Genomic DNA, 25,629 nt, shown 5'->3' on the forward strand with positions numbered 1-25,629 from the left:
CTTTTTTGAGAAGGAGAGGCGGGTGGCTGCTCTACGGCATGGCTGTCTTCAGCGCGATCAGCGGTGTTTGTGCTGGCACTGCGTGGCTCCAGCCTTGTGGCCGGCGGCTGTCGCTGCTGTTGCGGGTCGTTTCTTGCCGCGCTGAGGTTCCTTGCAATCGGCACAGCGACCGTACAGGGTGATCTCGTGGCTGTCGACGCTGAAGCCGGGTGGGGCCAACTGGGCCAGGTCACCCGGGCAGCGCTCCACATCGAACACCCGCTGACAGCAGGTGCATTGGAAATGATGGTGGTGGGCATGGCCTGACATCTCGTAGCGCGGGCCTTCTCCCGGCAGCTGTACCAGGCTGATGGACTGGTCTTCCAGCAACAACTTGAGGTTGCGGTAGACCGTGGCCATGCCCAGCGCCTCGACATCGGCGCGCGCAGCGTCCAGCACCTCCTGGGGCGAGAGCGGGCGGCCTGCGTTGGCAATGGCGTCCCGGATGGCTGTGCGTTGGCGGGTGGTGCGTTCCATGACTGGCGTGATGCGCTTGCGCGAGATGAGTGGCGCGGTGATTGTCGCTGCGATCGTTTTTTGCGCATCTTAATAATGCGTTATCAATATCGAATAATGCAGAGCTCAGATGTGATCCACCCAGGCCTGCCGGGATGTGCGATCGCGCGAACGGAGATGCTCACTTGAATGCCATGCTTTCCTTGATGCCGCCGAGCACCGATCTGCCGCAACTGCCGCGGCCGCATGTGGCTCTGCACCCGCGCGCGCGGTTCAGCGAGTCTCCCGATGTGTTGGCGCAGGTGGGGCCGCCCCAGCGCCATGGGGGCGGGCCGGATCTGGCGGTATGGCTGCGCTCGGCTCCGAGCGATTTCCAGGCCTGGATGGATGCCTTGCCCGAGGACGCTTTGCCCAGCTTGCACCGCGTGGCCGATGCGCAGGGCTTGGAGCGCGACCTGCAGCAGGGTCTGGATGCGCTTGGCATGTCCAATGGCGAGATGCGCAATCTGCTGCTGGCTGATCTCATGCAGCTGGTGCGACGCTTCGTGCGCTTGAATGGCTGTGAGCAGCTTTCCTTGCGCCTGGGTGACCTGCGCAGCGAGGTCGATCGTCAGTGGCTGTGCATGGGAGCGCCCTTGCGCATGGTGTGCAGCTACCGCGGCCCGGCCAGCGAATGCCGCCTGGGCGCGCGCGCTTCGCTGGATACCGCTTGGTTGGCGCAAGAGCGTTGCCCGGCGTCGCTGCTGGCGCCGATGGACGTGGTGGTCTTCAATGCCCGGGGTCGGATGCTGCACCGGCGGCCTCGCTTTTTGGTCACCGACGGCCGTCCGCGCCCTTGGGCGCTGAGTCTGGTGGCTGCGCCCTTTGACGATCTGGCTTGATCCTGGGGCCGCGAATCAGGGAATGTCCTAGGCCATTGCTTGGTCGATTCGAAGGGATGCCTTTAGTCATGTGTCTTTTGGCTGTGTATCGTTCCGCGCTTGTCTTCCAACTGCGTTGCATCCCCATGAAACGACTGATCCCTGCCGGCCTGCTGCTGGCCATCACCGCCGCCCATGCCGCCGAAGGCATGTGGATGCCGCAGCAACTGCCGCAGATCGCCAAGCAGCTCAAGTCCGCCGGGCTCAAGCTGGACCCCAGCCGCTTGAACCAGCTGACCGAGTTCCCCATGGGGGCCGTGGTCAGCCTGGGTGGCTGCACCGCCTCCTTCGTCTCGCCGCAAGGCCTGGTGGTCACCAACCACCACTGCGCCTACGGCAGCATTCAGTACAACTCGACGCCGCAGCGCGACCTGCTGAAGAACGGCTTCCTGGCCGCTGACTTCAAGGACGAACTGCCGGCCGCCCCGGGCAGTCGCATCTTCGTGACCGAAGAGGTCAAGGACGTCACCGCCCAAGTGCTGGACGCCAAGACCGCGGCACTCTCGGGCAAGGCCCGCGTCGACGCCATCGAAGCCAAGGAAAAAGCCCTGGTCGCCGCCTGCGAGCAGGACAAGGCCTACCGCTGCCGTGTGGCCGGCTTCTACGGCGGCCTGCAGTACCAGCTGATCAAGCAGATGCAGATTCGCGACGTGCGTCTGGTCCATGCGCCGGGCGATATGGTGGGCCGCTTCGGTGGCGACAGTGACAACTGGATCTGGCCGCGCCACACCGGCGACTACAGCTTCTACCGCGCCTATGTGGGCCCGGACGGCAAGCCCGCCGACTTCAGCCCCAACAACAAGCCCTACCAGCCCAAGCACCATCTGAAGTTGGCCAGCACGCCGTTGAACGAAGGCGACTTCGTCATGGTCACTGGCTACCCCGGCCGCACCCAGCGCCACCGCCTGCCGCAGGAAGTGGATTTCGCTTTCAGCTTTTCCCAGCCCACCGGCATTCAGAACATGCTGACCCAGCTGGACCTGATCAAGCAGGAAACCAGCGGCCGTCGCGAGGCCGAGATCGCCTTGGCCGGCTCGGTGGCCGGTTTGGGCAATGCCTCCAAGAATATGCAGGGCCAGATGGCCAGCTATGCCGGCAGCGACATCCTGGCTCGCAAGCGCAAGGCTTTTGAGGATCTCAAGAACTGGGTGAACAGCGACCCCGCTCGCCGCGCCAAGTACGGTGCCGACCTGGCCGCCGTGGAAAGTCTGCTGGCCGAGCGTCAGACCCTGGCCCGCACCGAATCCAGCCTGCGCGCCTATTCGCCGCGCCTGCTGGGCACCGCCCGCGGCCTCTACCAAAACGCCCAGCAGCGCCTGCTGCCCGATGCCCAGCGCAAGCCGGGCTACCAGGAGCGCGATGCCCTGCGCCTGCGCCAAGGCCTGGAGTCGCAAGACCGCCGCTACGACGCGCAGACCGACATCCGCCTCGCTTCGCACTTCTATGCCAAGTACCTGGCCCAGCCGGCCGAGCAACTGAGCCAACCCCTGCTCAAGGCCATGGGCCTGAAGGCCGGCATGGATGAAGCGGCCGTCAAGGCCCGCCTGCTCGAACTGCAAGCCGCCACCCAACTGAGCGACAAGGCCAGCCGCCTGGCCTGGCTGGACCGCAGCGTCGCCGACTTTGCCGCCAGCAAGGACGCTTACATCGCCGCCGCGGTGGCCTTGTACGAGGAAGACGAGCGCATCGAGAAGCGCGACAAGGAAATGGAAGGCCGCATCGACCAGGCCTATGCCAACACCATGGCCGCCCTGATGGCCTTCAAGGCCAGCAAGGGCGAGGCCCTGTACCCCGACGCCAACGGCACCCTGCGCGTGAGCTACGGCCATGTCCAAGGCCGCAAGCCGGGCACCGATGGCAACGACTGGCTGGCTTTCACCACCTTGCGCGGCATCACCGCCAAGCACACCGGCACCGGTGACTTTGATGCCCCCGAGGTGCAGCGCAAGGCCATCGAAGCGCGCCAGTTCGACAAGTACGCGGTCAAGTCCCTGGACTCCGTGCCGGTCAACTTCCTGGCCACGCTGGACACCACCGGCGGCAACTCCGGCTCGCCGGTGCTGAACAGCCGGGCCGAACTGGTGGGCCTGCTGTTTGACGGCACGCTCGACGCCGTCATCTCCAACTGGGACTTCAACACCCAGATGACGCGCAGCATTTGCATGGATGCACGCTACATGCTGTGGCAGATGAAAGTGGTCGACAAGGCCGACCGCCTGCTCAAGGAAATGAACGCGCTCTGATCGCCGCCGTTCCTGCTCTCAAGGCCCTCCGCTGGAGGGCCTTTTTCATGGGCCTTTTTTTGGGCTCTCTTGCGGCGCACTCAGGGTTTGTCTGAGTGCCTCCTCACACTGCGAGAGTCGCGTAAAAACAGGTATGGTGCCGGCTTCCCATACCCGGGCGGAGACCCTCGCATGAAACTCAAGACCTGGCCCCATCGGGCCGCAGTCCCTGTGCTGGCATCGCTGGCATTGCTGAATCTGGGCGCCGCCCAGGCCGAAGAAGGCATGTGGATGCCGCAACAGCTGCCCCAGATCAGCAAGGCGCTCAAGCAGGCCGGCCTCAAGCTGGACCCTGCCAAGCTCAGCCAGCTGACCGAGTTCCCCATGGGCGCGGTGATCAGCCTGGCCGGCTGCACGGCCTCTTTCGTTTCGCCGCAAGGCCTGGTGGTGACCAACCACCACTGCGCCTACGGCAGCATCCAGTTCAACTCCACGCCCGAGCGCGACCTGCTCAAGAAGGGCTTCCTGGCTGCCGACTTCAAGGACGAGCTGCCGGCCGCGCCGGGCAGCCGCGTGCTGGTGACCGTCGATGTGCGTGATGTCAGCGCCCAAGTCATGGACAACGCCACCTCGGCGCTCAAGGGCAAGGCCCGCAGCGATGCGATCGAAGCCAAGGAAAAAGCCCTGGTGGCCGAGTGCGAGAAGGATGCCGGCCACCGCTGCCGCGTCGCGCGCTTCTACGGCAGCCTGGTGTTTCAGCTGATCAAGCAGATGGAAATTCGCGACGTGCGCCTGGTGCACGCGCCGGCCCAGGGCGTGGGCCTGTTCGGCGGTGACGCCGACAACTGGATGTGGCCGCGCCACACCGGCGACTACAGCTTTTACCGCGCCTATGTCGGCCCGGACGGCAAGCCGGCTGATTTCAGCGCCGACAACAGGCCCTACCAGCCCAAGCACCACCTGAAGCTGGCCAGCAGCCCCTTGAAGGACGGTGACTTCGTCATGGTGACGGGTTACCCGGGCGGCACCGACCGCCACCGCCTGCCCACCGAAGTGGCCTTCAACTTCGACTGGGAAGCGCCCGAGCTGGTCAAGGCCTTTGCCCAGCAGCTGGACCTGATCAAGCAAGAGACCGCCGGCCGCCGCGACGCCGAAATCAAGCTGGCCAACACCGTGGCCGGCATCGGCAACTACTACAAGAACCTGCAAGGCCAGCTGCAGAGCTGGCAGGGCAGCGACATCCTGGCCCGCAAGCAGGCCGATTTCGCCGCCCTCAAGGCCTGGGTGAATGGCGACGCCGGCCGGCGCGCCCAGTACGGTGCCGGCCTGGCCGAGGTCGAGCGTTTGCTCGACGAGCGCCAGGCCATCACCCGCCGTGAGCTGCTCCTGAACTTCGCCTCCACCACCTTGCTCAGCGGTGCGCGCACCCTCTACCAGCAGGCGCAGGAGAACCTCAAGCCCGACGCCGAGCGCAAGCCCGGTTTCCAGCAGCGCGACCAGCAGCGCCGCCGCCAGGCCGTTGAGGCCATGGAGCGCCGCTATGACGAGCAAGTCGACAAGCGCGTGGCCTCCTATTTCTTCGCCCAGTACCTGGCCCAGCCGGCGGCGCAGTTGAACCCGGTGCTGCTGCAAGCCCTGGGTCTGCAGCAAGGCATGAGCGAGAGCGCGGTGCGCGCCCGCCTGGACGCCATCTATGCCGGCAGCAAGATGGCCGACAAGACCGAGCGCATGGCCTGGTTGTCGCGCAGCGTCGATGAGTTCAAGGCCAGCAGCGACAGCCTGATCGCCGCCGCCGTGACCCTTTACGCCGACGACCGCGCCCGTGAGGACCGTGACAAGGAACTGGGCGGACAGGTCCAGCGTGCCTATGCCGAAACCATGAAGGCCTTGATTGCCTTCAAGGCCAGCCAAGGCAAGGCGGTCTACCCCGATGCCAATGGCACGCTGCGCGTCAGCTTCGGCAAGGTGGCCGGCCGCGCCGAGGGCGCCGATGGCACGGCCTGGTCGGCCTTCACGACCCTGCGCGGCATCGTGGCCAAGCACAAGGGTGAGGGCGAGTTCGATGCGCCAGCCGAGCAGCTGGCCGCCATCAAGGCGCGCCAGTTCGACAAGTACGGGGTCAAGTCACTCGACTCGGTGCCGGTCAACTTCCTGGCCACCCTGGACACCACCGGCGGCAACTCCGGCTCGCCGGTGCTGAACCAGAACGCCGAGCTGGTCGGTCTGCTGTTCGACGGTACGCTGGACGCCGTGATCTCCGACTGGGACTTCAACCCCAAGACCACGCGCAGCATCTGCCTGGATGCGCGCTACATGCTCTGGCAGATGAAGGTGGTCGACAAGGCCGAGCGCCTCCTGAAGGAAATGAAGGCGCTGTGAAGCGCGGCCAGCCCCTGCGGGGGCCGGCCTGTCAGCGATCCCTGCTGCCCGGGTAAGTGCCCGGCAGCAGGATGCTGCGGTCCACGCCCTCCAACCGGGTATGGCCGCTGAAGGCCATGGTCAGGTCCAGCTCCTTGTGGATCAGCTCCAAGGCTTTCGTCACCCCGGCCTCGCCCATGGCGCCCAGGCCATAGAGGAAGGCGCGGCCGATGTAGGTGCCACGCGCACCCAGGGCCCAAGCCTTGAGCACGTCCTGGCCCGAGCGGATGCCGCCGTCCATATGCACCTCGATCTCGCGGGCCACGGTCTCGACGATGCGGGGCAGGGCGTGGATGCTGGACTCGGCCCCGTCGAGCTGGCGTCCTCCATGGTTGCTGACGATCAGGGCATCGGCGCCGGAGTCAACCGCCAGACGCGCGTCCTCGACATCCTGGATGCCTTTGAGGATGAGCTTGCCGCCCCAGCGCTTCTTGATCCACTCGACATCGCCCCAGTTCAGGCCCGGGTCGAACTGCTTGGCCGTCCACTCCGACAGCGAGCCCATGTTCTCCACGCCTTTGACATGGCCGACGATATTGCCGAACTGGCGCCGTGAGGTGCCCAGCATCCCTAAGCACCAGCGTGGCTTGGTCATCAGGTTGATCAGGTTGGCCAGGGTGGGCTTGGGCGGCGCCGAGAGGCCGTTCTTGATGTCCTTGTGGCGCTGGCCGAGGATTTGCAGGTCCAGGGTCAGGACCAGGGCGCCGCAGCGGGCGGCCTTGGCGCGGTCGATCAATCGCTCGATGAAGTCGCGGTCGCGCATCACATAGAGCTGGAACCAGAACGGTGCTTTCGTGTGTGCGGCAATGTCCTCGATGGAGCAGATGCTCATGGTGGACAAGGTGAAAGGGACACCGAATTTCTCGGCCGCGCGGGCGGCCAGGATTTCGCCGTCGGCGTGCTGCATGCCGGTCAGGCCGGTCGGCGCGATCGCCACCGGCATCTTCACATCGACGCCCACCATGCGCGCCACCGTGCTGCGGTTCTCCATGTTCACGGCGACGCGTTGGCGCAGCTTGATGGCCTGGAAGTCCGCTGAGTTGGCGCGGTAGGTGCTCTCGGTCCAACTGCCCGAATCGGCATAGTCGTAGAACATGCGCGGCACGCGCTTTTGGGCCAGCAGGCGCAGGTCTTCGATGCAGGTGATGACGGGCATGGCGAACCGTTGGGTCAATGAGAACGCGGCCATCCTAGCCCGGAACACATCACCTACACTGCGGCGCCATGGACCCAAGCCCGCCGCCTGTACCGACTCATCCCATTTGGCTGCGCCTGCTGTGGCTGCTGGGCGGTGTGCTGAGCCTGGTGCTGGGCATCATCGGCATCTTTGTGCCTCTGCTGCCGACCACGCCGTTTGTGCTGCTGGCCGCCTTCTGTTTTGCGCGCGGCAGCAGCCGCTGCGAGCGCTGGTTGCTGGGCCACCGCGTTTTCGGCCCCATGGTGCGTGACTGGCGCGCCAATCGCGCGGTGCCCTTGCGAGCCAAGCAGCTGGCCAGCGTCATGATGACCTTCGGCTCGGTGATGGCGGCCTTCAAGCTGCCGCTGCATCTGGCTTGGTTGCCCGCGGCCTGCTGCGCCGGCGTGGCGGCCTGGTTGTGGAGCCTGCCCACGCGCCGCCCTTGAGCGGCCTGTGCCGCTTGTTCTTTAGCTTGGCCGGCCGCGCGGCAGACGCAGGCGCACGCACAGGCCGCGCTCGCTGGCCGGCAATTCGACGTCGCCGCCCAAGCGCTCCATCAGCGAGGCCACGATGTAGAGGCCCAGGCCCGAGCCTCCCTTGCCACGCTTGGTGGTGAAGAAAGGTTCGAACATGCGGGCGCGCACATCGGCGCTGGCGCCGCAACCGTCGTCCGCCACATCAAGCAGCACATAACGGCCCTCCAGGCGCGCGCTGATCAGAATCAGCCCGCCGCGCCCCTCGGGAAATGCGTGGTTGATGCTGTTCATGATGAGGTTGGAGACCACTTGCGTGAGCAGGCCGGCGGCCATGCGCAGCTCGATCGCGGCGTCCACATCGAGCTGCACCGAGACCATGGCCTTGCGCAGCGCCGGGCCCAACACCGAGGCAATGCTGCGCAGATAGTCGAGCAGCACGAAGTCGCTGACCTCCTCGGAGGCCTGGTCCACGGTCACCTTCTTGAAGTTGCCGATCAGGCTGGCCGCACGCTGCAGATTGCGCTCGACCAGATCGCTGCCGCTGATCAAGCGGGTGGACAGCTCGGTCAGTTCGACCCGGCTGACCCGTTCGCTGCGCAGGGCGGCGGCGAGTTTTTGGGCGTTCTCGGCCACACTGGAAGCTGCCGTCACGGCCACGCCGATGGGCGTGTTGACCTCATGCGCCACGCCGGCCACCAAGCGGCCCAGGGCGTCGGCTTTTTCCTGCTCCATCAGCCACTGGGCGTGTTGGGCGCATGCCAGGTCGTGGCCGACCAGCAGGCGTTCGAACAAGCGCCCGAGGTGGCTGGCCTGCAACATGTCCTGGCGGCTCCAGTTGCGGCTGCTTTTCTGTTCCAGCCAGAGCAGGGCGACCAGACGGTTCTGCACGAACAGCGGGATCTCGATACGCGAAACGGCAGGTGCCAGACCCGGCAACAGGGCCAGCTCGGCCTCGCAGGGATGCAGGCGCAGATCATGCAGGGCTAGGGCCTCGCTGCGGCCGGCCAGCAGCTGCAGGTAGGCGGCTTGCGCCGGTGCGCGCAGCAGTAGCCGTGTTGTGCCATCTTCGGCCGGCTCGTCATGCAGGCGCAGCACCCCGGCGCTCTCGCTGGCCCACCAGAAATGCACGGTGTCCAGCTGCATGATCTGCAGGGCGGCACTGCGCATTTCCGAGGCGGCGAACACCACATCGGCCTCGCTTTCGATGCGCCAGTGCCGGTTCGACAGCTCCAGCAGCAGCTCCTCGGGAGGCTTGCGGGTCAGGTCGTAATGGGCCAGGCGCAGCAGGCGCTCGGGCAGGCTCAGCCGTTCGATTTCTTCGCGCAAGGCCTGGTGTTGCCAGAGATGGTCGAGCGCAGCCTGCGCATCGCCCTGGGCTTGTAGCAGACGTGCCAGCTGCAGATGGGCCTGGCTTTCGCCGCTGCGCGATTGGATCTGGCGCGTCAAGGCCAGCGCTTGCCGGGCGCTGCGCAGGGCTTCGTCGCGGTCGCCGCGGGCCAGGGCGATCTCGGTCCAGGTCTGGCAGGCCATGCCTTCCAGCCATTGGTGGCCCAGGCGGCGCGCCCAGGCCAGGGCCAGCTGGCAGGGCTCGGCGGCCGCCTCGACCTGGCGCCGGGCCAGCGCCGTGCGCGCCAGCTGCCAATAGGCTTCACCGATGAACTCCGGGTGGGGGCCGCGCTGGGCCTGTTCCAGGCCGAGACGGAATTGCGCCTCGGCGTCGGCCAGCTGGGCATTCTCGAAATGCCCCACGCCCATATTGAGCGCCAGCTTGGCCGCCAGATAGGGGTCGTCCAGCTGGCCCAGCAGCTCGGCCGCATCGCGGTGAAAGCGTCGGCCGCGGTCCCAGGCGCCCAGAGCGTAGTGGATCTGGCCCAGGCCAATGCGGGCCGCCACGCCGACGCGCAGCTGCTCGGCTTGCTGTGATGTCCGCTGCTGTGCCTCCGCCGCTGCCTCCGCCTGCGGCTCGCCACGGGCTTGCGCGAGGTTGGACAGGTCGAGTGCGCGCGACCATTGCTCGGTGGCCTCGAAATACTCGCCTTTTTGGTAGGCGATCCGGCCCAGCGCCTCGTGCAGGCAGGCCGCCTGGGAGGTCAGGTGGGCTTCCGCTGCTTCGTTCAGCGCGCTGTTCAGCTCTTGCTGCAAGCTCAGGGCCTGGCCCATGCGCTCGGCCAGGTAGAACTGGGCATAGAGGGCGTCAAGTGCCGCCGCCAGCTCACCGGCCTGGCGCAGGGCCTGGACCAAACGCGCGTGGCGCGGCAGGGCGCAGTGGGGGTGGCGGCTGGCCAGCCGTGCCAGGCGTTGCAGGGCAGGGCAGCTCCGTCCTCGCGTGGCGGGGCCGGTTGGGCCGTTGGGGGCTGGGGCGGGCTGGTTCAGCAGGGCAGCTCTCCTTCAGGCCGCCTGCTTGGCCCTGCGAGGCGCAGGGCGCGCAGATGCTGCGGCCGCAGAGCGGAAGGATAGCAGCGCAGCGCCTGTTCCGGCCCGGCTGGCGTTCAGAACAGGCTCAGGTTTTCTGCCGGCGCCGGGCCAGTGCTGGCGGGGGCGCGCTTGGCGCGGGCGCGCATTTCAGTGGCTTGGCCGGGGCGGCTCAGGCTGCCCATGCGCACGCCGAGCAGGCGGAGGCGCTTGTCCAGCGCCACCCGTTTCAGGCAGGCGCCGGCGGCTCGGCGTATGGCCTGGGCGTCTTGCGTGGGCAAGTCGAGGGTCAGGTCGCGGGTGACGGTGTGAAAGCCTTCAAAGCGCAGCTTGATGCCGACCGTGCGGCCGAGGTAGCCCTTGCGCTGCAGGTCGCTGGCCAGCTGTTCGCACAGGCGCGTGAAGATGGCGCCCAAGGCGGCGCGGTCGTGCACGGCGTGCAGATCGCGCTCGAAGGTGGTCTCTCGGCTGATGGACACCGGCTCGCTGTGGGTGACCACGGGCCGGTTGTCGCGGCCATGGGCTGCTTCGTGCAGCCAGGCGCCGAAGCTTTTGCCGAACTGCGCAATCAACATGGCCGGTTCGGCCGCGGCCAACTGGCCCACGGTCTCCAGGCCCAGGGCCTGCAGCTTGGCCCCGGCCTTGGGGCCGATGCCATTGATCTTGCGCACGCCCAGTGGCCAGATGCGGGTCTGCAAGTCGTCGGGCGCCAGCAGCAGGCTGATGCCATCGGGCTTGTCCAGCTCGGAGGCGATCTTGGACAGCAGCTTGTTGGGCGTGATGCCGATCGAGCAGGTCAGGCCGGTGGCGCGCAGCACCGAGTTCTTGATCTCGCGCGCCACTGCTCGCACGCCGCCCAGCGGGTCAAAGCCCACCGCTTCGCGGATGCCGGCGATCTCGCCCAGGTCGATGTAGATCTCGTCGATGCCGCGGTCCTCGATCACCGGCGCGATCTCGGCCACCGCCGCCTTGAACAGGCGCGAGTAGTGCCGGTAGGCATCGAAATCGGTGGGCAGCAGGATGGCATCGGGTGCGCGCAGGGCGGCCTTCATCATGCCCATGCCTGAGAACACGCCCAGGTCGCGCGCGGCGTAGGTGGAAGTGGTGATGACGCCGCGGCCGGTGTAGTCGCGCAGCCGTGAATACTCGCGCGTGCCATCGGCCAAGGTGCGCGGCTCGTGCATGCGCCGCCCGCCGATCACCACCGCCTGGCCTTTGAGCTCGGGGTAGCGCAGCAGCTCGACCGAGGCATAGAAGGCGTCCATGTCCAGATGCGCGATCAGGCGCTCGGGCAGGGAACCAGAGTTGGCCTGGAGTGCGGCGAGGGAGGAGGCGTCGGAGGGACGAGGATCGGGGGCGGCAGCCATCGCAGCATTGTCCGCCTTGGGTACTGACAGGCCATGGCAGCAATGGGGGCTCAGCGTAACCGCGGCTTCATGGAGTTTGTGCACAATGCGCGAGCCCGAGAGTTCAGGGCTGTATCACCAAGAGGCGACGCTCCACACCATGGCTGATTCTTCTCCTGCTCCCGCTGCCGGCCTGGCTCAACTGAAGATCGACCGGACGGCCGCGCCGGCCTCCGGCAAGCGCCGCCGCCTGCCTTGGCGCTGGATCCTCGCTCTGCTCGTGCTGCTGGGGGTGGCCGCTGTGGCCCTGATGCCGCGCCCGACCGAGGTGCGGGTCAGCTCGGTGCTGCAAAGCACGCCGGCGGCCCAGTATGCGCAGCTCACCGCTTCAGGCTATATGGTTGCGCAGCGGCGTGCGGCGGTGGCCTCCAAGGCCAGCGGCCGGCTGATGGAGCTGAATGTGCGCGAGGGCTCGGTGCTCAAAAAAGGCGAGCTGATCGCCCGCATCGATGCTTCGGATGTGCAGGCGTCCATCGCTGCCGCCGCGGCCGGCGTGCGTCTGGCCGAGGCCGGTGCCCGCCAGGCTCAAAGTGCGGTGCAACAGGCGCAGGTCGAGTGGAACAATGCCGAGGCCGAGTACCAGCGCAGCCTCAGCTTGCAAAAGCAGGGCTTTGTCTCCGGCCAAGCGCTCGACGCCGCCCAGCGCCGCCTCGACGCCGCGCGCGCCTCCCAGGTCTCCGCCCAAGCGGGCGTGGCCTCGGCCCAGGCGGCCGTGCAACAAGCGCAGGCGCAGCTGAATCTGCAGCAGGTGAATCGGGAGTTCACCGAGATCCGGGCGCCATTCGATGGCGTGGTGCTGGTGAAGAACGCCAATGTGGGCGACATCATCACGCCCTTCTCGAACGCCGCCGGTTCGCAGGGCGCGGTGGTCACCATGGCCGACCTCGGCACGCTGGAAGTGGAGGCGGATGTGTCCGAGTCCAGCCTGGCCAAGGTCGCCAGCGGCCAGCCGGTCGAGATCAGCCTGGATGCCTTGCCGGGCCAGCGCTTTCAAGGCCAGGTCGTGGGCATTGTGCCGACCGTGGACCGGGCCAAGGCCACGGTGATGACCAAGGTGCGCTTCGACCAACTCGACGCGCGCATGCTGCCCGAGATGAGCGCCAAGGTCGTGTTCCTGTCCAAGAAGCCCGCGCCTGCGGAGCTCTTGCCGGTGCTGGCCGTGAACCCCAAGGCACTGCAGGAAAAGGACGGCAAGTTCTGGTTGCTGCGGCTCAGCCGCCAGGGCGATAGGGAGTTGCTGGAGGCGCTGGAGGTGCGCAAGGGGCGGGTGCTGGGCGATGTCCTGGAAGTGAGCGCGGCGGGTTTGAAGTCCGGGGACCGCGTGGTGCTGGAGCCAGGGCCCAAATTGGCCGCGGGCAGCCAGGTCACCCTGTCAGCCAAGCCATGAGCGACAAGGCCCCGCTGATTCATATCGAGGCCTTGTCCAAGGCCTACCGCCGCGGCCAGCAGGACATCCCGGTGCTGCTGGATGTCAGCCTTGATGTGCAGGCCGGCGAGTTCGTGGCCTTGATGGGCCCCAGCGGTTCGGGCAAGAGCACCTTGTTGAACCTGATCGCTGGCATCGATCAGCCCAGCAGTGGCCGCATCGTGATCGGGGGCGTGGACATTGCCACCCTGGGCGAAGGGGCGCTGGCCGATTGGCGCGCGGCGCAGGTGGGCTTCATCTTCCAGTTCTACAACCTGATGCCGGTGTTGACGGCCTTGGAGAACGTCGAACTGCCCTTGTTGCTGACGGGGCTGTCGGCCCGCGAACGCCGCCTGCATGCCGAAGCGGCCTTGTCCTTGGTGCGGCTGGATGACCGCATGGATCACTTTCCCAACGAGTTGTCGGGCGGCCAGCAGCAGCGTGTGGCCATCGCCCGCGCCCTGGTCAGCGACCCCAGCCTGATCGTGGCCGATGAGCCCACGGGCGACCTGGACCGCGTGACCGGACAGGAGGTGCTGGACTTGCTCGAGGACCTCAATCGCCGGCTGGGCAAGACCATCGTCATGGTGACCCACGACCCCAAGGCCGCAGCCCGGGCCCGGCGCCTCATCCATCTGGAAAAGGGCGTCTTGGTGCCCGATGTGGCCGGCGCCCCTGCGCCATAAGCCGAGCCCGAAACCGCGTCCGCCCCCGAGTTCAGCCGCCTGCCATGCCCTTTCTGCTCAAGCTCCTGCTGAAGAATGCCTTCCGGCATCGCTTGCGCACGCTGCTGACCTTGGTCGGCCTGGTGGTGGCACTGTCGGCCTTTGGCCTTTTGCGCACCATCGTCGACGCCTGGTATGCCGGCGTCGAGGCCTCCAGCAGCACACGCTTGGTCTCGCGCAGCGCGATCTCGCTGACCTTCCCGCTGCCTCTGGCCTATGCCCAGCGGCTCAAGGCGGTGGAGGGGGTGAACCGTGTGTCCTGGGCCAACTGGTTCGGCGGCGTCTACATCACCGAGCGCAATTTTTTCCCCCAGTTCGCGGTCGAGCCGGCCAGCTACCTGGCGCTCTACCCCGAGTACCGCCTCAGCGATGAGCAGCGCCTGGCCTTCATTCGCGACCGGCAAGGCGCCGTCGTCGGGCGCAAGCTGGCGGACAAGTTCGGCTGGAAGATCGGTGACCAGATTCCGCTGCGCGGCACGATTTACCCGGGCACTTGGAGTTTCACCCTGCGCGGTATCTGGGACGGCGCCGAGGCCAAGACCGACGAAAGCCAGATGCTGTTCCATTGGGGCCTGATCAACGAGAGCTTGCGCAAGCGTTATGGCAACCGGGCTGATTTCGTCGGCGTTTATGTGCTGGGCATCGAGGAGCCGCAGCAGGCGCCGCTGGTGTCGCAGCGCGTTGACGCCCAGTTCAAAAACTCTCTGGCCGAAACCCTGACCGAAACCGAGAGTGCGTTTCAGCTCAGCTTTGTGTCCATGAGCGAGGCGATCCTGGTGGCAGTGCAGGCGGTCAGCTACATCATCGTCATCATCATCATGGCGGTGATGGCCAACACCATGAGCATGACGGCGCGTGAGCGGCTGGCCGAGTACGCCACCCTCAAGGCCCTGGGCTTCGGCCCCGGTTTCGTGGTGAAGCTGCTGCTCGGCGAGAGCCTGACCATCGCCCTGGCGGGCGGCCTGCTGGCGGTGGCCCTGACCCTGCCCATGGCCGCTGCCTTTGCTCAGGCGGCAGGCACCTTGTTCCCGGTGTTCCAGGTCTCGCCCTTGACCATGGGCTTGCAATTGGCGGCGGCCCTGGTCGTGGGTGCGGTGGCTGCGGCCTGGCCGGCCTGGAAGATGAGCCGCATCGACATTGTTCAGGGCCTGCGCCATGTGGGTTGAAGCGCAGCAGGGCTCGGCCATGGGTGCCTGCCTGAATCGGCGAGGCCGGTGTACATGAGAGCCATTCCACTCAGCTACATCGCGCGCAACCTCTGGGTGCGGCGCGTCACCACCTTGCTGACGGCCGGTGGCATGGCCCTTGTGGTCTATGTCTTCGCCACCGTGCTGATGATGAGCGAGGGCATACGCAGCACCTTGGTGGCCACCGGGCAGGCGGACAACGTGATCGTGCTGCGCAAGGGCGCCGGCGCCGAGATCAACAGCGGAATCTCGCGTGGCCAGGCCGCCATCGTCGAGAGCCTGCCCGGCATCGCCACCGATGCCGCCGGTTTGCCGCTGCTCAGCAAAGAGCCTGTGGTGCTGAACAACCTGCCCAAGCGCGGCAGTGGCAAGCCCAGCAATGTGACCGTGCGTGGCAGCTCGGAGCTGGGCCTGCAGCTGCGCCCGAGCTTGCGCCTGATCGAGGGGCGCATGTTCCGGGCCGGCAGCTCCGAGATCATCACCGGCCGCGCGGTCGCTCAGGGTTTCCAGGGTGCGGGCCTGGGCGAGACGCTTCGCTTCGCCGGGCGCGATTGGACCGTGGTCGGCGTCTTCGATGCCGGCGGCAGCGCTTTCGATTCCGAGATCTGGGGCGACAGCGAGCAGATGCTGCAGGCTTTCCGGCGCGACGCTTTCTCCAGTGTGGTGTTCCGCTTGCAAGACCAGGCCCAGTTTGAGGCGATCCGCGCCGCCATCGAGGCCGACCCGCGCCTACAGCTGGAGGCCAAGCCCGAGATCCGCTTTTACGCCGAGCAGAGCGAAGCCCTGGCGACCTTCATCAGCATCCTGGGCACGTCCTTGTCGGTGGTGTTCTCGATCGGCGCCATCGTCGGCGCGATGATCACCATGTTCGCGGCCGTGGCCTCACGCATTGGCGAAATCGGCACCTTGCGCGCGCTGGGTTTTCGCCGCGGCGCGGTGCTGCTGGCCTTCTTGCTGGAGGCCATGCTGCTGTCCTTGATCGGCGGGCTGCTCGGCCTGGCGGCAGCCTCGTTGATGCAAACCGTCAACATCAGCACCACCAATTTCCAGACCTTCTCGGAGCTGGCGTTTCAGTTTCGCCTGACGCCCGCCATTGTCTGGAAGACCTTGCTGTTCTCCCTGTTCATGGGCTTTGTGGGTGGTTTCATCCCCGCCTGGCGGGCGGCCCGGCTCAAGATCGTCGACTGCTTGCGCGCCGCTTGAGTGCAGCGAAGACGGCTCAGCTGCAGTCTTTGCTGCCGCAGGAGCTGATGCCACTGGCCTCGGTGGCCAGGGGCTGGGCGATCGCACCACTGACCGGGTCGTAACCGACCTGGCTCATGTGGAAGACCAGGGCCGCGTCCATCATGTCGGCGTGGGCCGGAAACCAGTTCACCAGCTCGGGCAGCAGATTGCGCATGGGCTCCAGGTCGGCATGGGCATGGGTGTGAGCCAGCACCTGGCGCATCACATCCAAGACCATGGCGTGCTGCTTGCTGTGGCAGTTGTCGGCGGCAAAGCCGGTGGCAGCCATCCAGCCCTCTTCCATGGCGAAATGGGCCTCGGTGTGGCTCAGCAGACGCGCATACAAGGGCAGGGGATCGGGCTCGGGCTGGGCCAGGGCTTCGCCCAGCTCATTGAGCAGGGCGACGAACTCCTGGTGGGTCTGGTCGATCTGGGGCTGGTTCAGGACCAGGGCGTCGGTCCATGCAAGGGTGGTGCTCATAGGGCCGGCAGGGTAGCGCATTTGGCGGCTCGGGCGCGGACGGTTCGCGGCTTTCTTGTCGCAAATCAATCAGACTGCCGTTGGGCCCTGCCGCTGCGGTCCTGGGTTCAGGGTCGCTCGGCCCAGGAATCAACGGCGATGTCAAAGCGCAGATTCATCCCCTTGCCCAGGGTGTCCACCTTGAGGGTGCCGGTCACGTTCTGGGCCAGGCTGCGGCCGCGCGCGTCGGCCTGGTAGCGGGAGCTGACGTCCAGCTGGATCACCATCATGAAGCGGCCCTGGATGTCGATGCGATGTGGGCGGCCGGTCTCGGGGTCGACCCAGGCGCGCAGCTGCACCTTGCGAGTGAAGCTCTTGTCCTCAGCCTCGAACAGGGTCCAGCTTTGGCCGTCGAGCGCGACGCCCTCGCTGCGGCGCACCGGGGTGTCGGGCTTGAGCCAGTCTTGGCCGCGGCTCATGGTTTCGCCGATCTGCTGGTTCTGGCCTTCGCGCTCGGCGTCGCCCGGTGCCAGCGGCGGCTCGGCAGCGGTGATGCGGTAGATGGGCTTGCTGCCCTCCCAATGGTCCAGCTTGCGGCGGGTCAGCGTGGTGTCGGTGTAGTTGCTGGTGGCCTCGATGCGGGTGCTCGATTCATCGGGCACGACCTGCTTTTGCGCTTCCAGATGCGCCAGGGTCTTGAGCCACAGCGGGTCGGCCGCCTGGCTGCTCTGGGGCAGCAGTTGCAGGACGGGCAGCAGGGCCAGGGACAGGGCGAGCAGAAGTGCGCGTGGCATGGGGCGTGGGGCCGAAGCCGGGTGGTGATGGCGCGCGATTGTGGCCGTGCGTGCAGCGGCTCCGTGCCAGCCCGTGGCCGTAGCGGCATCCGCGCCGTGGGGTAGCGCCGGGCAGGCTGTTCATCTGAGGTTCATCTGCGCGTGCGCTGCGGTTCATCTGCAGTTCATGGAGCGATCAGCCCGGCTTGATGGAATGAAGGCCGTGCAGCACCCCAGGGTGCGGCGCTGAATGAAGCAGAGAAATCGACCGGTCGGCCTCGCTCACGATGCCAACCATTCCCCTCAACCCGCCTGCGTCTGCAGCGCGACCGCAAAGCTCGCCATGAATATGAAATCCAAGCTCTCCACCGGTGTTTTGACCCTGGCCGCCTCGCTGGCCCTGTTCGGCACCAACGCCGCCCTGGCCCAGACCGGCGAAGCACGCGTCTACAACAGCAATATCAGCCTGGCCGAGGTCGAGGCCGCGCAAAAGGCCTGGGGCGAGGCCCTGGTCAAGATCAGCGACGACTACCAAAGCGGTGGCCTTGCCAAGGCCAAGGCCACGGCCAGCGCCGTGCTGGACGGCGCCTACGGTTACAAGCTCGGCCCGGTGCTGTTCAAGCCCACGTTGACGGTGGAGCCACAGACCTTCCGCACCACCAAGGAGGGCGCACTGTCCTATTTCGTCGGCGGCGACGCCAACTTCCCCAAGGACAGCGGCTTCGCGCTCAAGGGCTGGAAAAAGGTCGAGGTCAGCAACGCCGCCGTGCACATCAACGGTGATGTGGCCAACACCATGGGCAAGGTCAGCATGACCGACAAGAACGGCAAGGTCACCACGGTCGACAAGACCTGGACCTTCAAGAAGGACGACAGCGGCGTGATCCGCATCGTGCTGCACCACTCCTCGCTGCCCTACACGGCGAACTGAGTCGCGGCAGCGGGTCCGGCCAGAAGCAAAAAGGCTCAGGCCGGCTCGCTGTCGATCTTGTAGCCCAGGCCGCGCACGGTCTGGATCAGGGGTTGCTCGCGGCCCTCGTCCAGCTTGGCGCGCAGGCGGCGGATGTAGACATCGACCACATTGGTCAGTGGATCCTCGCTGTAACCCCAGACGGTGTTGAGGATGCGCTCGCGGCTGAACACCCGGCCTGGGTGGCGCATCAAAATCTCCAGCAGGGCCAGCTCGCGCGCCGTCATGGTGACCAACTGCTGATCTCGCCGCACCTGCATGCGCTCCAGGTCCAGCACCAGATCGCCCAGGCTGAGCTGGCGCTGGCGGACGCTGCTGCCGCCCGCGTCTTCGCCGGGCGCTTCGGCGCGGCGCAGCAAGGCCTCGATGCGGGCCAATAACTCCTCGAAGGCAAAAGGCTTGGTCAGGTAGTCGTCGGCGCCGCAGCGCAGGCCGCTGACCTTGTCCTCCAGCGCATCCATGGCGGTGAGCATCAGCACCGGCGTGCGGCAGCGCGCGGCGCGCAGGCGCTGGCAGGCTTCCACGCCGCTGATGCCGGGCAGCATCACATCGAGCAGGATCAGATCGGGCTCGAGCTGTTCCACGCTTTTTTGCAGCAGGTCGCCGCGCTCGATCACGGTGATCTGGTAGCCCTCGGCCCGCAGGCCGCGGTTGAGAAAGTCCGAGACCCGGCGGTCGTCTTCGACGATCAGGAGATGGGGCATGTCGTGGGCCTTGCTGCTCAGGCTTGCGCCGCCGCATCCAGCGGCAGGATCAGGCAGGCACGGCAGCCGCCCTCGGGCCGGGCTTGCAATTCCAACCGGCCCTCATGTGCGGCGGCAATGTCCGCGGCGATCGCCAGGCCCAAGCCCATGCCCTCGGGGCGCAGGCGGCGCGCGGCCTCGGCGCGCCAGTAGCGCTCCTGGGCGCGGCCCAGTTCCTCGGGGGCCATGCCGATGCCGCTGTCTTCCACGCACAGCACGAGGCGAGGCTGGGGCGTGGCCAGATCCAGTCTGGCCCCCAGGAAGACCGAGCCCGGCGCGGGCGTGTAGCGCAGGGCGTTGTCCAGCAAGATGGTCAGGGCCTGGCCCAGCTTGGCGGCCTGGCCGCGCAGCTGCAGGCCTTGACCGGGCAGGGCCTGCAGCAGCTCCAGCGCATCGCCCTGCAGCTGCAGGTCCAGGCCTTGCGCGGCCGCCGCGCCGCGTTGCTGCTCCAGCGCTTGCTGCAGCAGGGCCGGCACATCAATGGGCTGTCGCTCGCCCTGCAGGCTGTCCTCGCCCTGGCGGGCCACGCTCATCAGCTCGGCAATGCGAGCGCCCAGCTGGCGCGCGGTGGCGGCCACGCGTTCCAGGGCCTCGCGGTAGACGCTCTCGGCATGGCCGCTGCGGCGCAGGCTGATCTCGGCCTCGCCGAGGATGGCGGTGGTGGGCGTGCGCAGCTCGTGGCTGATGTTGGCGAAAAACTGGCGGCGTGAGTGGTCGATCTCCAGCAACTGCTGGTTGGCGGCGTGCAGGTCCTGGGTGCGCTGGGCCACGGCGTCTTCCAGGCGCTGGCGCTGGCTGGCTTCGTTGGCGCGGTGCAGCTGGATCTCCTCGGCCATGCGGTTGAAGCTCAGGCTCAGGCGGTCGAATTCGTCGCGGCCATGCACGGCGATGCGGTGCTCCATGCGGCCGGCCTGCAAGGCCAGGGTGCCGTCCAGCAAGGGCGCCATGCGGCGGCGGATGTCCCAGGCGAAATAGGCCACAAAGCCCATGGACAGGACGATGGTGGACAAGATGCTGAAGATGGCCAGGCGGCGCGAGCGCTCCAGCGCCGTTTGCGCGGCGGCCTCGGTGGCGCGGCTGTGCGTCTCTTGCAGGCGGATCGCCTCGGCGATCAGGGTGCGCATGTCCTGACCCTGGGAGATGTCGAACACACCCAGCATCTCGTCCCAGACCGTGGCCCGTTCGCTGCTCGGGTTGGGGTGGGGGGTGTGCGGCTGGGCCTGCAGGATCTGGGCGCGCAAGGCCTCGAAGTTCGTTTGCAGCGCGGCCAGGGTCTGGCGCGACACGGTTTCGATGGCGCGGTCGCCAGGGTCAGAGGACTCCAAGGCGTGCAAGCGCTCCAGCTCGGTCAGGCTGGCCTGCATGCGCTGAAGATAGCTGTCACGCAAGGGCACGGGCGCCGCATCGGTCAGCAGGTACTGGGCGAACCAGACCTTGAGCCGCTGCTTGTTGGCGGCCAGGTCCAGGTACTGGACCAGGGCGTCTTTGGCGCGCAGGCTGCGCGAGCGCTCCAGCTCCGACTGGTTGACCAGCCAGACCACCACGGCGAACTGGGTGGCCACCACGGCCACCAGCACGCCCAGCCAGACGCTCAAGCGGGCTTTGAACATGAATGAGGTCTCGGTGCTGGCTCGCTCGGATTTACGCCAGGCGGGCGCGGTGGCGGGCCACCTGGGCTCGCACCTGGGCTGGCGCCGTGCCGCCGAGGATGTTGCGGGCGTTGAGCGAGCCGCGTAGGCTCAGCACCTCAAACACATCGTCGCCGATGCGGGCATCGAACTTCTGCAGCTCGGCCAGGGGCAGCTGGGACAGATCGACGCCGCTGGCGATCGCGGTCTTGACCGCGTGGGCGACGATCTCGTGCGCATCGCGGAAGGCCAGGCCCTTCTTGACCAGGTAGTCGGCCAGGTCGGTGGCGGTGGCATAACCCTTCAGGGCCGCGCGCTCCATGGCCTCGGGTTTGACCGTGATGCCGCCGGCCATTTCGGCAAAGATGCGCAGCGTGTCTTTCAAGGTGTCCACCGTGTCGAACAGCGGCTCCTTGTCTTCCTGGTTGTCCTTGTTGTAGGCCAGGGGCTGGCCCTTCATCAAGGTGATCAAGCCCATCAGATGACCGACCACGCGGCCGGTCTTGCCGCGTGCCAGCTCGGGCACATCGGGGTTTTTCTTCTGCGGCATGATGGACGAGCCGGTGCAGAAACGGTCGGCCAGGTCGATGAAGCCGAAGCTCTGGCTCATCCACAGGATCAGTTCTTCCGACAGGCGCGAGATGTGCACCATCACCAGCGAGGCGGCGGCGCTGAACTCGATGGCGAAATCGCGGTCGGACACGGCGTCCAGGCTGTTCTGGCAGACACCTTCCATGCCCAGCGTGCGGGCCACGCGCTCGCGATCCAGCGGGTAGCTGGTGCCGGCCAGGGCGGCCGCGCCCAGGGGCAGGCGGTTGACGCGGCGGCGTGCATCGACCAGACGCTCGGCGTCACGGGCGAACATTTCCACATAGGCCAGCAGGTGGTGACCGAAGGCGACCGGCTGTGCCACTTGCAGATGGGTGAAGCCCGGCAAGATGGTCTCGGCGTTCTTCTCGGCCACATCGACCAAGGCGGTCTGCAAGGCCTTGAGCAGGAGCAGCAGCTCGTCGATCTCGCCGCGCAGCCACAGGCGCACATCGGTGGCGACCTGGTCGTTGCGGCTGCGGCCGGTGTGCAGGCGCTTGCCGGCCAGGCCGACCAGGGCGGTCAGGCGGGCTTCGATATTGAGGTGCACGTCTTCCAGATCGAGCTGCCAGTCGAACTGGCCGGCTTCGATCTCGCTCTTGATCTGGGCCATGCCGCGCTCGATGTCGGCCAGGTCCTGGGCGGCCAGGATGCCCTGGGCATGCAGCATCTCGGCGTGCGCCAGGCTGCCCTGGATGTCGGCCGCCCACAAGCGCTTGTCGAAGAACACGCTGGAGGTGTAGCGCTTGACCAGATCGCTCATGGGCTCGGAGAAGAGCGCGGACCAGGCTTGTGCCTTGTTGGCGAGCTGGTTGTCACTGGGCTGACCGGGGGCTTGGGCGGAGGAGGACATGGGCAGAAGGGCGCTTTGCTGCTGAAGAAGAGGCTGGGGCCCTCGGGGCTGACGCACAATCCGAGGGCGCCCGATTCTATCGAGCCGCACCGGCCGCAGCCCCGCGCGGCTCGCATGACTTCAGGAGCTGTGTCCCTCGTGTCCTCGCCTCGCCCCAAGCCTTCCTCCACCGATGCCGAAGGCGGCACGCCCAGCCGCGTCAGCGTCTGGCCGGACACCACCAGCCTGACCAGCATCCTCGGCCTGCCCACCCAGCCGGCCGAGGAGACCGAGGTCCTGCCTCTGTTCGACCCACAGCGGGTCTTTGATGTCTGCCATGTCGGCCTGGTGCTGCGCGCGGTGTTGGGCGTGCAAGGGCTGCTGGGCCTGGGCCTGGCGCTGGCGGCGCGCAATCTGGACGAGTGGATGAGCTGGGTGGCCAGCGGCACGGTGGTGACGCTGTCGGCCGTGCTGCTCTGGTTGCTGCTGGTCTGTGCCAGCAAACGTCTGCTCGCCCGCTTCAGCGAACCCGCGCAGTGGCTGAGCTTGTTGAGCTTGGGCGGCCTGTGTTCGTCCATGGGCTGGCAGCTGCTGAGCTTTGCGGCCTTCGAAGCGAGCACGCTGTTTCGCTTGGTCAGCATTTTCGTGGCCGGCGCCGCCGTGGCTTCCCTGATGTTGGCCTGGATGAAGCTGCGCGAGCGCTCGCAGCGCCCGGCCGACGCCCTGGCCCAGCTGGTCGAGCTGCAGGCACGCATCCGCCCGCACTTTCTTTTCAACACTTTGAACAGCGCCATCGCTCTGGTGCGCCTGGACCCGCTCAAGGCCGAGGGCTTGCTGGAAGACTTGAGCGAGCTGTTTCGTGTCGCCCTGGCCGATGCCACCACGGTGGTGCGCCTGGATGAGGAGGTCGAGCTGGCGCGGCGCTACCTCGACATCGAGCAGGTGCGCTTCGGCGAACGCCTGCGCCTGCACTGGGACTTGGACCCCGCCGCCAGCGGCGCGCGCGTGCCGCCCCTGCTGCTGCAGCCCTTGGTCGAGAACGCCGTGCGCCACGGCGTCGAACCCAATGACGATGGCGGTGACGTCGAGATCCGAACCCGCCGGCGCGGCGCCGAGGTGGAGATTTCCGTCAGCAACAGCGTCGGCCGCGTGGCGCAAACATCTGGTCACGGTTTGGCTCTGCGCAATGTGCGCCAGCGCCTGCGCCTGATGCATGATGTCGCGGCCAGCTTCGAGCTGAGTCCTTCGCCGGGGCGCTTTGCCGTGCGCATCGTCCTGCCGCTTTGACCCTTGCCTTGTCTTGCCGTTTTTCAGTTTCACGCCATGCAGTCCGCTGCCCTCACTGTGTTTCTCGTCGATGACGAACCCCTGGCCCGCTTGCGCCTGCGCAGCCTGCTCGAGGCTTGTGTGGACCCGCGCGCCGAGGTGGTGGCCGAGGCGGGCAGCGCCACCCAGGCTCAGCACTGGTTGCGCGATCACAGCTGTGACCTGATCCTGCTTGATGTGCAGATGCCCGGTGCCGATGGCCTTCAGCTGGCCGACAGCTTGCAGCAGCAGATGGCCCAGCCACCGGCCATCGTCTTCGTCACCGCCCATGCCGGCCATGCCTTGCGAGCTTTCGAGCTGGAGGCCATGGACTACCTGACCAAGCCGGTGCGGCGCGAGCGTTTGCAGGCGGCGCTGACCCGTGTCGCCCAGCGCCTGGCTGAGCGCTCGGCCATGCAGACCTTCCAGGCCACCCAGCCCGGCGAGTTGGAGCCGGAGCAGCCGGTCATTGTGGTCAGCGACCGAGGCCGTTTGATCCGCGTGCCGCTGAACGAAGTGCTGTACCTCAAGGCCGAGCTGAAGTACCTGACCTTGCGCACCGCCACCCAAAGCCTGGTGATGGACGGCAGCCTGTCGGAGCTGGAGCCTCGCCTGGGCGAGCGCTTTCTGCGCGTGCACCGCAATGCCCTGGTGGCCAAGTCGGCGGTGCGCCAGCTGGAGCGCCATGCGCCCAGCCATGCCAGCCCGGACGATGGCAGCGATACCCAGCTCGGCGGCTTGGACCTGGTGAACGCCGAGGTGGCCGATGGCTGGGCGGTGCGCATCGCCCATGTCAACGAATGGCTGTCGGTCTCGCGCCGCCAGGTGGCGGCCGTGCGGGAAGCGCTGGCCGACCGAGGCAGCTGAGTTAGGCCCCTATCATCTGCGTCCCGACTGAGCAGACAAAATCGTCAGAGGGACCCGGGGAGGGGAAACATGGCCACAGAGCCAGGCGTTCGAATTCATCGTCATCCATATCGCCGCCGATGGCTCGGCGTGCTGGCCGGCTTGGCCGGGCCGGGCCTGGTCGCCTGGCTGTACTGGCCCGTGCACGCGCCGGCTGAGGCGGCGGCTGAGCTCGCTGCGCGCACGGCGACAGCCCAGTCCGCTGCGGCTTCGGGCGCGTCGATCAGCCCTTTCTGGAGCCTGACTCGCGAAGCCGAGGACCAGGTGCTGGCCGAGCAATACCGTCGTGCCGGTGTGGCCACGCTGACGCCGCCGCCGGGCTCGCGCATCGACGCAGCGGAGTGGGAAGCACGGCGGGTCGATGCGCGCTGGTGTGCCGATGAAGCTTGGCGTCAGGGCGAAGGCGAGGACGCTTCAGCTGACGGCCAGCGGAGTCGGGCTATGCGTCGCTTGGTCGACGAGTCGGCGCGGCAGCTTCGCTTGCGGGCTGATACGCAATCTCAGGTGGTGGCGGAGTGGCTGCAGTTTCGCTACCCGGCCGACGAGGCCATGAAAGCTCGGGCCCAGGCCCGGCTGCAGGAGCTGGCTCGTCAGAGTCGCCAGCCCTTCGCCGTGTATCAGGCCTTGCAGGCGCATTGCTCGGGTGCGGCGGCTTGTACACGTGTCCCGGCGTCCCTGTGGGCGGAGGTAGAGCCGGACAATCGCCTGGCCTGGCTGGCGGCCCTGGGAGAAATGCCCACGGCGAGCGCCCAGCGTGCGGCCTTGATGCGGGCTGTACAAGCGCCCCGGTCCATCGAATACGGCCGCCACGCCTTGCAGGCCTTGCTGAGCCTGCCCTTGATTCAGACCCCAGGCCTGCGCAAGGCGGCGCAGCAATCGCTGTGGGTGCTGTTCGCCGTTGACACGGGGCTGTTTCATCGCAGCGGCCTGATGCGCTTGTGCACAGTGCAAGAAGCTGCGGCGGACCTAGAGTTGAAGCAGGCCTGCTCGACCCTGGCGCAGCAACTTTGGAAAGAGAGTGAGGACCTCGGCGCACTCGCCTTGGCCGAAGCTCTCGGCAGGCGTGCGGACGGTGCCACACACGACTGGATTGCTCGTGGGCAGGAGCGCATGGGTCTTCAAGCCGGCGCACTTTCTGAAGGTGGAAAGCTCTACGAAGCCGCCGCGGGCCAGCCTCTGGAATGCTCAAGCCGGCCCGATTTTGTGCAGTACTTTGCCGATCTGGCGACCCTCGGCGAGCTGCAGCTTTTGCATGCCCGCAAGCTCTCCGCGGCCCAAGCCGAGGCCTTGTCGCTGACGAATAAAAAAAGCCAGCCCTGAGTTCGCACCCAAGGGCTGGCCGAAGTTTCACTCGTCA

21 protein-coding genes are annotated in these 25,629 nt (G+C 67.0%); 12 read left to right on the top strand and 9 right to left on the bottom strand.

Annotation, left to right across the window (positions count from 1 at the left end; all coding sequences use genetic code 11):
• Window positions 1-57: 57 nt before the first annotated feature.
• On the bottom strand, window positions 58-516 hold the full coding sequence (locus tag LNV28_RS10705) for a Fur family transcriptional regulator (protein ID WP_263519737.1): 459 nt from the start codon (window positions 514-516) through the stop codon (window positions 58-60).
• A gap of 173 nt (window positions 517-689) precedes the next feature.
• Between LNV28_RS10705 and LNV28_RS10710 the strand changes: the two genes are divergently transcribed.
• The 3 genes from LNV28_RS10710 (at window position 690) to LNV28_RS10720 (ending at window position 6,016) form a co-directional block, all read left to right on the top strand.
• Window positions 690-1,376 carry a DUF1826 domain-containing protein gene (locus tag LNV28_RS10710; RefSeq protein WP_263519854.1) on the top strand — a complete coding sequence of 229 codons (687 nt, stop codon included), beginning with the start codon at window positions 690-692 and terminating at the stop codon, window positions 1,374-1,376.
• 125 nt (window positions 1,377-1,501) lie between these two features.
• The gene (locus LNV28_RS10715; RefSeq protein ID WP_263519738.1) at window positions 1,502-3,658 is read left to right on the top strand and encodes a S46 family peptidase; all 2,157 of its coding nucleotides are present in this window, start codon (window positions 1,502-1,504) and stop codon (window positions 3,656-3,658) included.
• Window positions 3,659-3,829: 171 nt separating this feature from the next.
• Window positions 3,830-6,016 carry a S46 family peptidase gene (locus tag LNV28_RS10720; RefSeq protein ID WP_263519739.1) on the top strand — a complete coding sequence of 729 codons (2,187 nt, stop codon included), beginning with the start codon at window positions 3,830-3,832 and terminating at the stop codon, window positions 6,014-6,016.
• 31 nt (window positions 6,017-6,047) lie between these two features.
• Here LNV28_RS10720 and LNV28_RS10725 read toward each other — a convergent pair whose 3' ends face one another.
• Window positions 6,048-7,211 (bottom strand): alpha-hydroxy acid oxidase, encoded by a 1,164-nt coding sequence (locus LNV28_RS10725; protein ID WP_263519740.1) that lies wholly within the window; start codon window positions 7,209-7,211, stop codon window positions 6,048-6,050.
• Between the two features lie 68 nt (window positions 7,212-7,279).
• Between LNV28_RS10725 and LNV28_RS10730 the strand changes: the two genes are divergently transcribed.
• The gene (locus LNV28_RS10730; protein ID WP_263519741.1) at window positions 7,280-7,678 is read left to right on the top strand and encodes a YbaN family protein; all 399 of its coding nucleotides are present in this window, start codon (window positions 7,280-7,282) and stop codon (window positions 7,676-7,678) included.
• A 21-nt stretch (window positions 7,679-7,699) separates the two neighbouring features.
• Here LNV28_RS10730 and LNV28_RS10735 read toward each other — a convergent pair whose 3' ends face one another.
• A complete protein-coding gene (locus LNV28_RS10735) occupies window positions 7,700-9,949 on the bottom strand; it encodes an ATP-binding protein (protein WP_263519742.1) in 2,250 nt (749 codons plus the stop codon).
• 248 nt (window positions 9,950-10,197) lie between these two features.
• Window positions 10,198-11,385, bottom strand: coding sequence for a Y-family DNA polymerase (locus LNV28_RS10740; protein ID WP_263519855.1), 1,188 nt, complete (start codon window positions 11,383-11,385; stop codon window positions 10,198-10,200).
• A gap of 241 nt (window positions 11,386-11,626) precedes the next feature.
• Between LNV28_RS10740 and LNV28_RS10745 the strand changes: the two genes are divergently transcribed.
• The 4 genes from LNV28_RS10745 to LNV28_RS10760 are packed head-to-tail and all read left to right on the top strand — an operon-like array spanning window position 11,627 to window position 16,046.
• Complete coding sequence (locus LNV28_RS10745; RefSeq protein WP_263519743.1) at window positions 11,627-12,913, top strand: efflux RND transporter periplasmic adaptor subunit; 1,287 nt, start codon at window positions 11,627-11,629, stop codon at window positions 12,911-12,913.
• On the top strand, window positions 12,910-13,617 hold the full coding sequence (locus LNV28_RS10750; protein ID WP_263519744.1) for an ABC transporter ATP-binding protein: 708 nt from the start codon (window positions 12,910-12,912) through the stop codon (window positions 13,615-13,617). Before LNV28_RS10745 ends, LNV28_RS10750 begins: the two co-directional genes overlap by 4 nt.
• 44 nt (window positions 13,618-13,661) lie before the next feature.
• Window positions 13,662-14,822 (top strand): ABC transporter permease, encoded by a 1,161-nt coding sequence (locus LNV28_RS10755; protein ID WP_263519745.1) that lies wholly within the window; start codon window positions 13,662-13,664, stop codon window positions 14,820-14,822.
• A 54-nt stretch (window positions 14,823-14,876) separates the two neighbouring features.
• Entirely contained in the window at window positions 14,877-16,046 is a 1,170-nt protein-coding gene (locus LNV28_RS10760) for an ABC transporter permease (RefSeq protein ID WP_263519746.1), read from the top strand.
• 16 nt (window positions 16,047-16,062) lie between these two features.
• Here LNV28_RS10760 and LNV28_RS10765 read toward each other — a convergent pair whose 3' ends face one another.
• Window positions 16,063-16,548: a hemerythrin domain-containing protein gene (locus LNV28_RS10765; protein WP_263519747.1), complete on the bottom strand. Its 486-nt coding sequence runs from the start codon at window positions 16,546-16,548 to the stop codon at window positions 16,063-16,065.
• A gap of 107 nt (window positions 16,549-16,655) precedes the next feature.
• Window positions 16,656-17,321 (bottom strand): hypothetical protein, encoded by a 666-nt coding sequence (locus LNV28_RS10770; RefSeq protein ID WP_263519748.1) that lies wholly within the window; start codon window positions 17,319-17,321, stop codon window positions 16,656-16,658.
• Window positions 17,322-17,643: 322 nt separating this feature from the next.
• On the opposite strand from LNV28_RS10770, the gene LNV28_RS10775 reads away from it, so the two are divergent.
• Window positions 17,644-18,231: a metal-independent carbonic anhydrase family protein gene (locus tag LNV28_RS10775; RefSeq protein WP_263519749.1), complete on the top strand. Its 588-nt coding sequence runs from the start codon at window positions 17,644-17,646 to the stop codon at window positions 18,229-18,231.
• A 35-nt stretch (window positions 18,232-18,266) separates the two neighbouring features.
• Here LNV28_RS10775 and LNV28_RS10780 read toward each other — a convergent pair whose 3' ends face one another.
• Genes LNV28_RS10780 through argH form a run of 3 tightly spaced genes read right to left on the bottom strand, consistent with a single transcriptional unit; the run spans window position 18,267 to window position 22,082 of the window.
• Window positions 18,267-18,974 (bottom strand): response regulator transcription factor, encoded by a 708-nt coding sequence (locus LNV28_RS10780; protein WP_263519750.1) that lies wholly within the window; start codon window positions 18,972-18,974, stop codon window positions 18,267-18,269.
• A 17-nt stretch (window positions 18,975-18,991) separates the two neighbouring features.
• Window positions 18,992-20,623 (bottom strand): sensor histidine kinase, encoded by a 1,632-nt coding sequence (locus tag LNV28_RS10785; protein WP_263519751.1) that lies wholly within the window; start codon window positions 20,621-20,623, stop codon window positions 18,992-18,994.
• A 31-nt stretch (window positions 20,624-20,654) separates the two neighbouring features.
• Window positions 20,655-22,082, bottom strand: a complete 1,428-nt coding sequence (argH, locus tag LNV28_RS10790; protein ID WP_263519753.1) for an argininosuccinate lyase — start codon at window positions 22,080-22,082, stop codon at window positions 20,655-20,657.
• 138 nt (window positions 22,083-22,220) lie between these two features.
• Here argH and LNV28_RS10795 point away from each other — a divergent pair, with 138 nt between their 5' ends.
• From LNV28_RS10795 to LNV28_RS10805, 3 genes are all read left to right on the top strand, one after another.
• A complete protein-coding gene (locus tag LNV28_RS10795; RefSeq protein WP_263519754.1) occupies window positions 22,221-23,348 on the top strand; it encodes a sensor histidine kinase in 1,128 nt (375 codons plus the stop codon).
• Between the two features lie 36 nt (window positions 23,349-23,384).
• A complete protein-coding gene (locus LNV28_RS10800) occupies window positions 23,385-24,233 on the top strand; it encodes a LytR/AlgR family response regulator transcription factor (RefSeq protein WP_263519755.1) in 849 nt (282 codons plus the stop codon).
• Window positions 24,234-24,302: 69 nt separating this feature from the next.
• Window positions 24,303-25,592 (top strand): hypothetical protein, encoded by a 1,290-nt coding sequence (locus LNV28_RS10805; protein WP_263519756.1) that lies wholly within the window; start codon window positions 24,303-24,305, stop codon window positions 25,590-25,592.
• The last annotated feature ends 37 nt before the right edge of the window (window positions 25,593-25,629 follow it).

Source organism: Paucibacter sp. DJ2R-2 (assembly GCF_025717675.1).
Classification (GTDB): Bacteria; Pseudomonadota; Gammaproteobacteria; order Burkholderiales; family Burkholderiaceae_C; genus Paucibacter_A.

Excerpts from the sequence above, each read along its gene's own strand:
- LNV28_RS10705 (WP_263519737.1), bottom strand. The coding sequence starts at position 516 with ATGGAACGCACCACCCGCCAACGCACAGCCATCCGGGACGCCATTGCC.
- LNV28_RS10710 (WP_263519854.1), top strand. The coding sequence starts at position 690 with ATGCTTTCCTTGATGCCGCCGAGCACCGATCTGCCGCAACTGCCGCGG.
- LNV28_RS10715 (WP_263519738.1), top strand. The coding sequence starts at position 1,502 with ATGAAACGACTGATCCCTGCCGGCCTGCTGCTGGCCATCACCGCCGCC.
- LNV28_RS10720 (WP_263519739.1), top strand. The coding sequence starts at position 3,830 with ATGAAACTCAAGACCTGGCCCCATCGGGCCGCAGTCCCTGTGCTGGCA.
- LNV28_RS10725 (WP_263519740.1), bottom strand. The coding sequence starts at position 7,211 with ATGCCCGTCATCACCTGCATCGAAGACCTGCGCCTGCTGGCCCAAAAG.
- LNV28_RS10730 (WP_263519741.1), top strand. The coding sequence starts at position 7,280 with ATGGACCCAAGCCCGCCGCCTGTACCGACTCATCCCATTTGGCTGCGC.
- LNV28_RS10740 (WP_263519855.1), bottom strand. The coding sequence starts at position 11,385 with ATGGACGCCTTCTATGCCTCGGTCGAGCTGCTGCGCTACCCCGAGCTC.
- LNV28_RS10745 (WP_263519743.1), top strand. The coding sequence starts at position 11,627 with ATGGCTGATTCTTCTCCTGCTCCCGCTGCCGGCCTGGCTCAACTGAAG.
- LNV28_RS10750 (WP_263519744.1), top strand. The coding sequence starts at position 12,910 with ATGAGCGACAAGGCCCCGCTGATTCATATCGAGGCCTTGTCCAAGGCC.
- LNV28_RS10755 (WP_263519745.1), top strand. The coding sequence starts at position 13,662 with ATGCCCTTTCTGCTCAAGCTCCTGCTGAAGAATGCCTTCCGGCATCGC.
- LNV28_RS10760 (WP_263519746.1), top strand. The coding sequence starts at position 14,877 with ATGAGAGCCATTCCACTCAGCTACATCGCGCGCAACCTCTGGGTGCGG.
- LNV28_RS10765 (WP_263519747.1), bottom strand. The coding sequence starts at position 16,548 with ATGAGCACCACCCTTGCATGGACCGACGCCCTGGTCCTGAACCAGCCC.
- LNV28_RS10770 (WP_263519748.1), bottom strand. The coding sequence starts at position 17,321 with ATGCCACGCGCACTTCTGCTCGCCCTGTCCCTGGCCCTGCTGCCCGTC.
- LNV28_RS10775 (WP_263519749.1), top strand. The coding sequence starts at position 17,644 with ATGAATATGAAATCCAAGCTCTCCACCGGTGTTTTGACCCTGGCCGCC.
- LNV28_RS10780 (WP_263519750.1), bottom strand. The coding sequence starts at position 18,974 with ATGCCCCATCTCCTGATCGTCGAAGACGACCGCCGGGTCTCGGACTTT.
- LNV28_RS10785 (WP_263519751.1), bottom strand. The coding sequence starts at position 20,623 with ATGTTCAAAGCCCGCTTGAGCGTCTGGCTGGGCGTGCTGGTGGCCGTG.
- argH (WP_263519753.1), bottom strand. The coding sequence starts at position 22,082 with ATGTCCTCCTCCGCCCAAGCCCCCGGTCAGCCCAGTGACAACCAGCTC.
- LNV28_RS10800 (WP_263519755.1), top strand. The coding sequence starts at position 23,385 with ATGCAGTCCGCTGCCCTCACTGTGTTTCTCGTCGATGACGAACCCCTG.
- LNV28_RS10805 (WP_263519756.1), top strand. The coding sequence starts at position 24,303 with ATGGCCACAGAGCCAGGCGTTCGAATTCATCGTCATCCATATCGCCGC.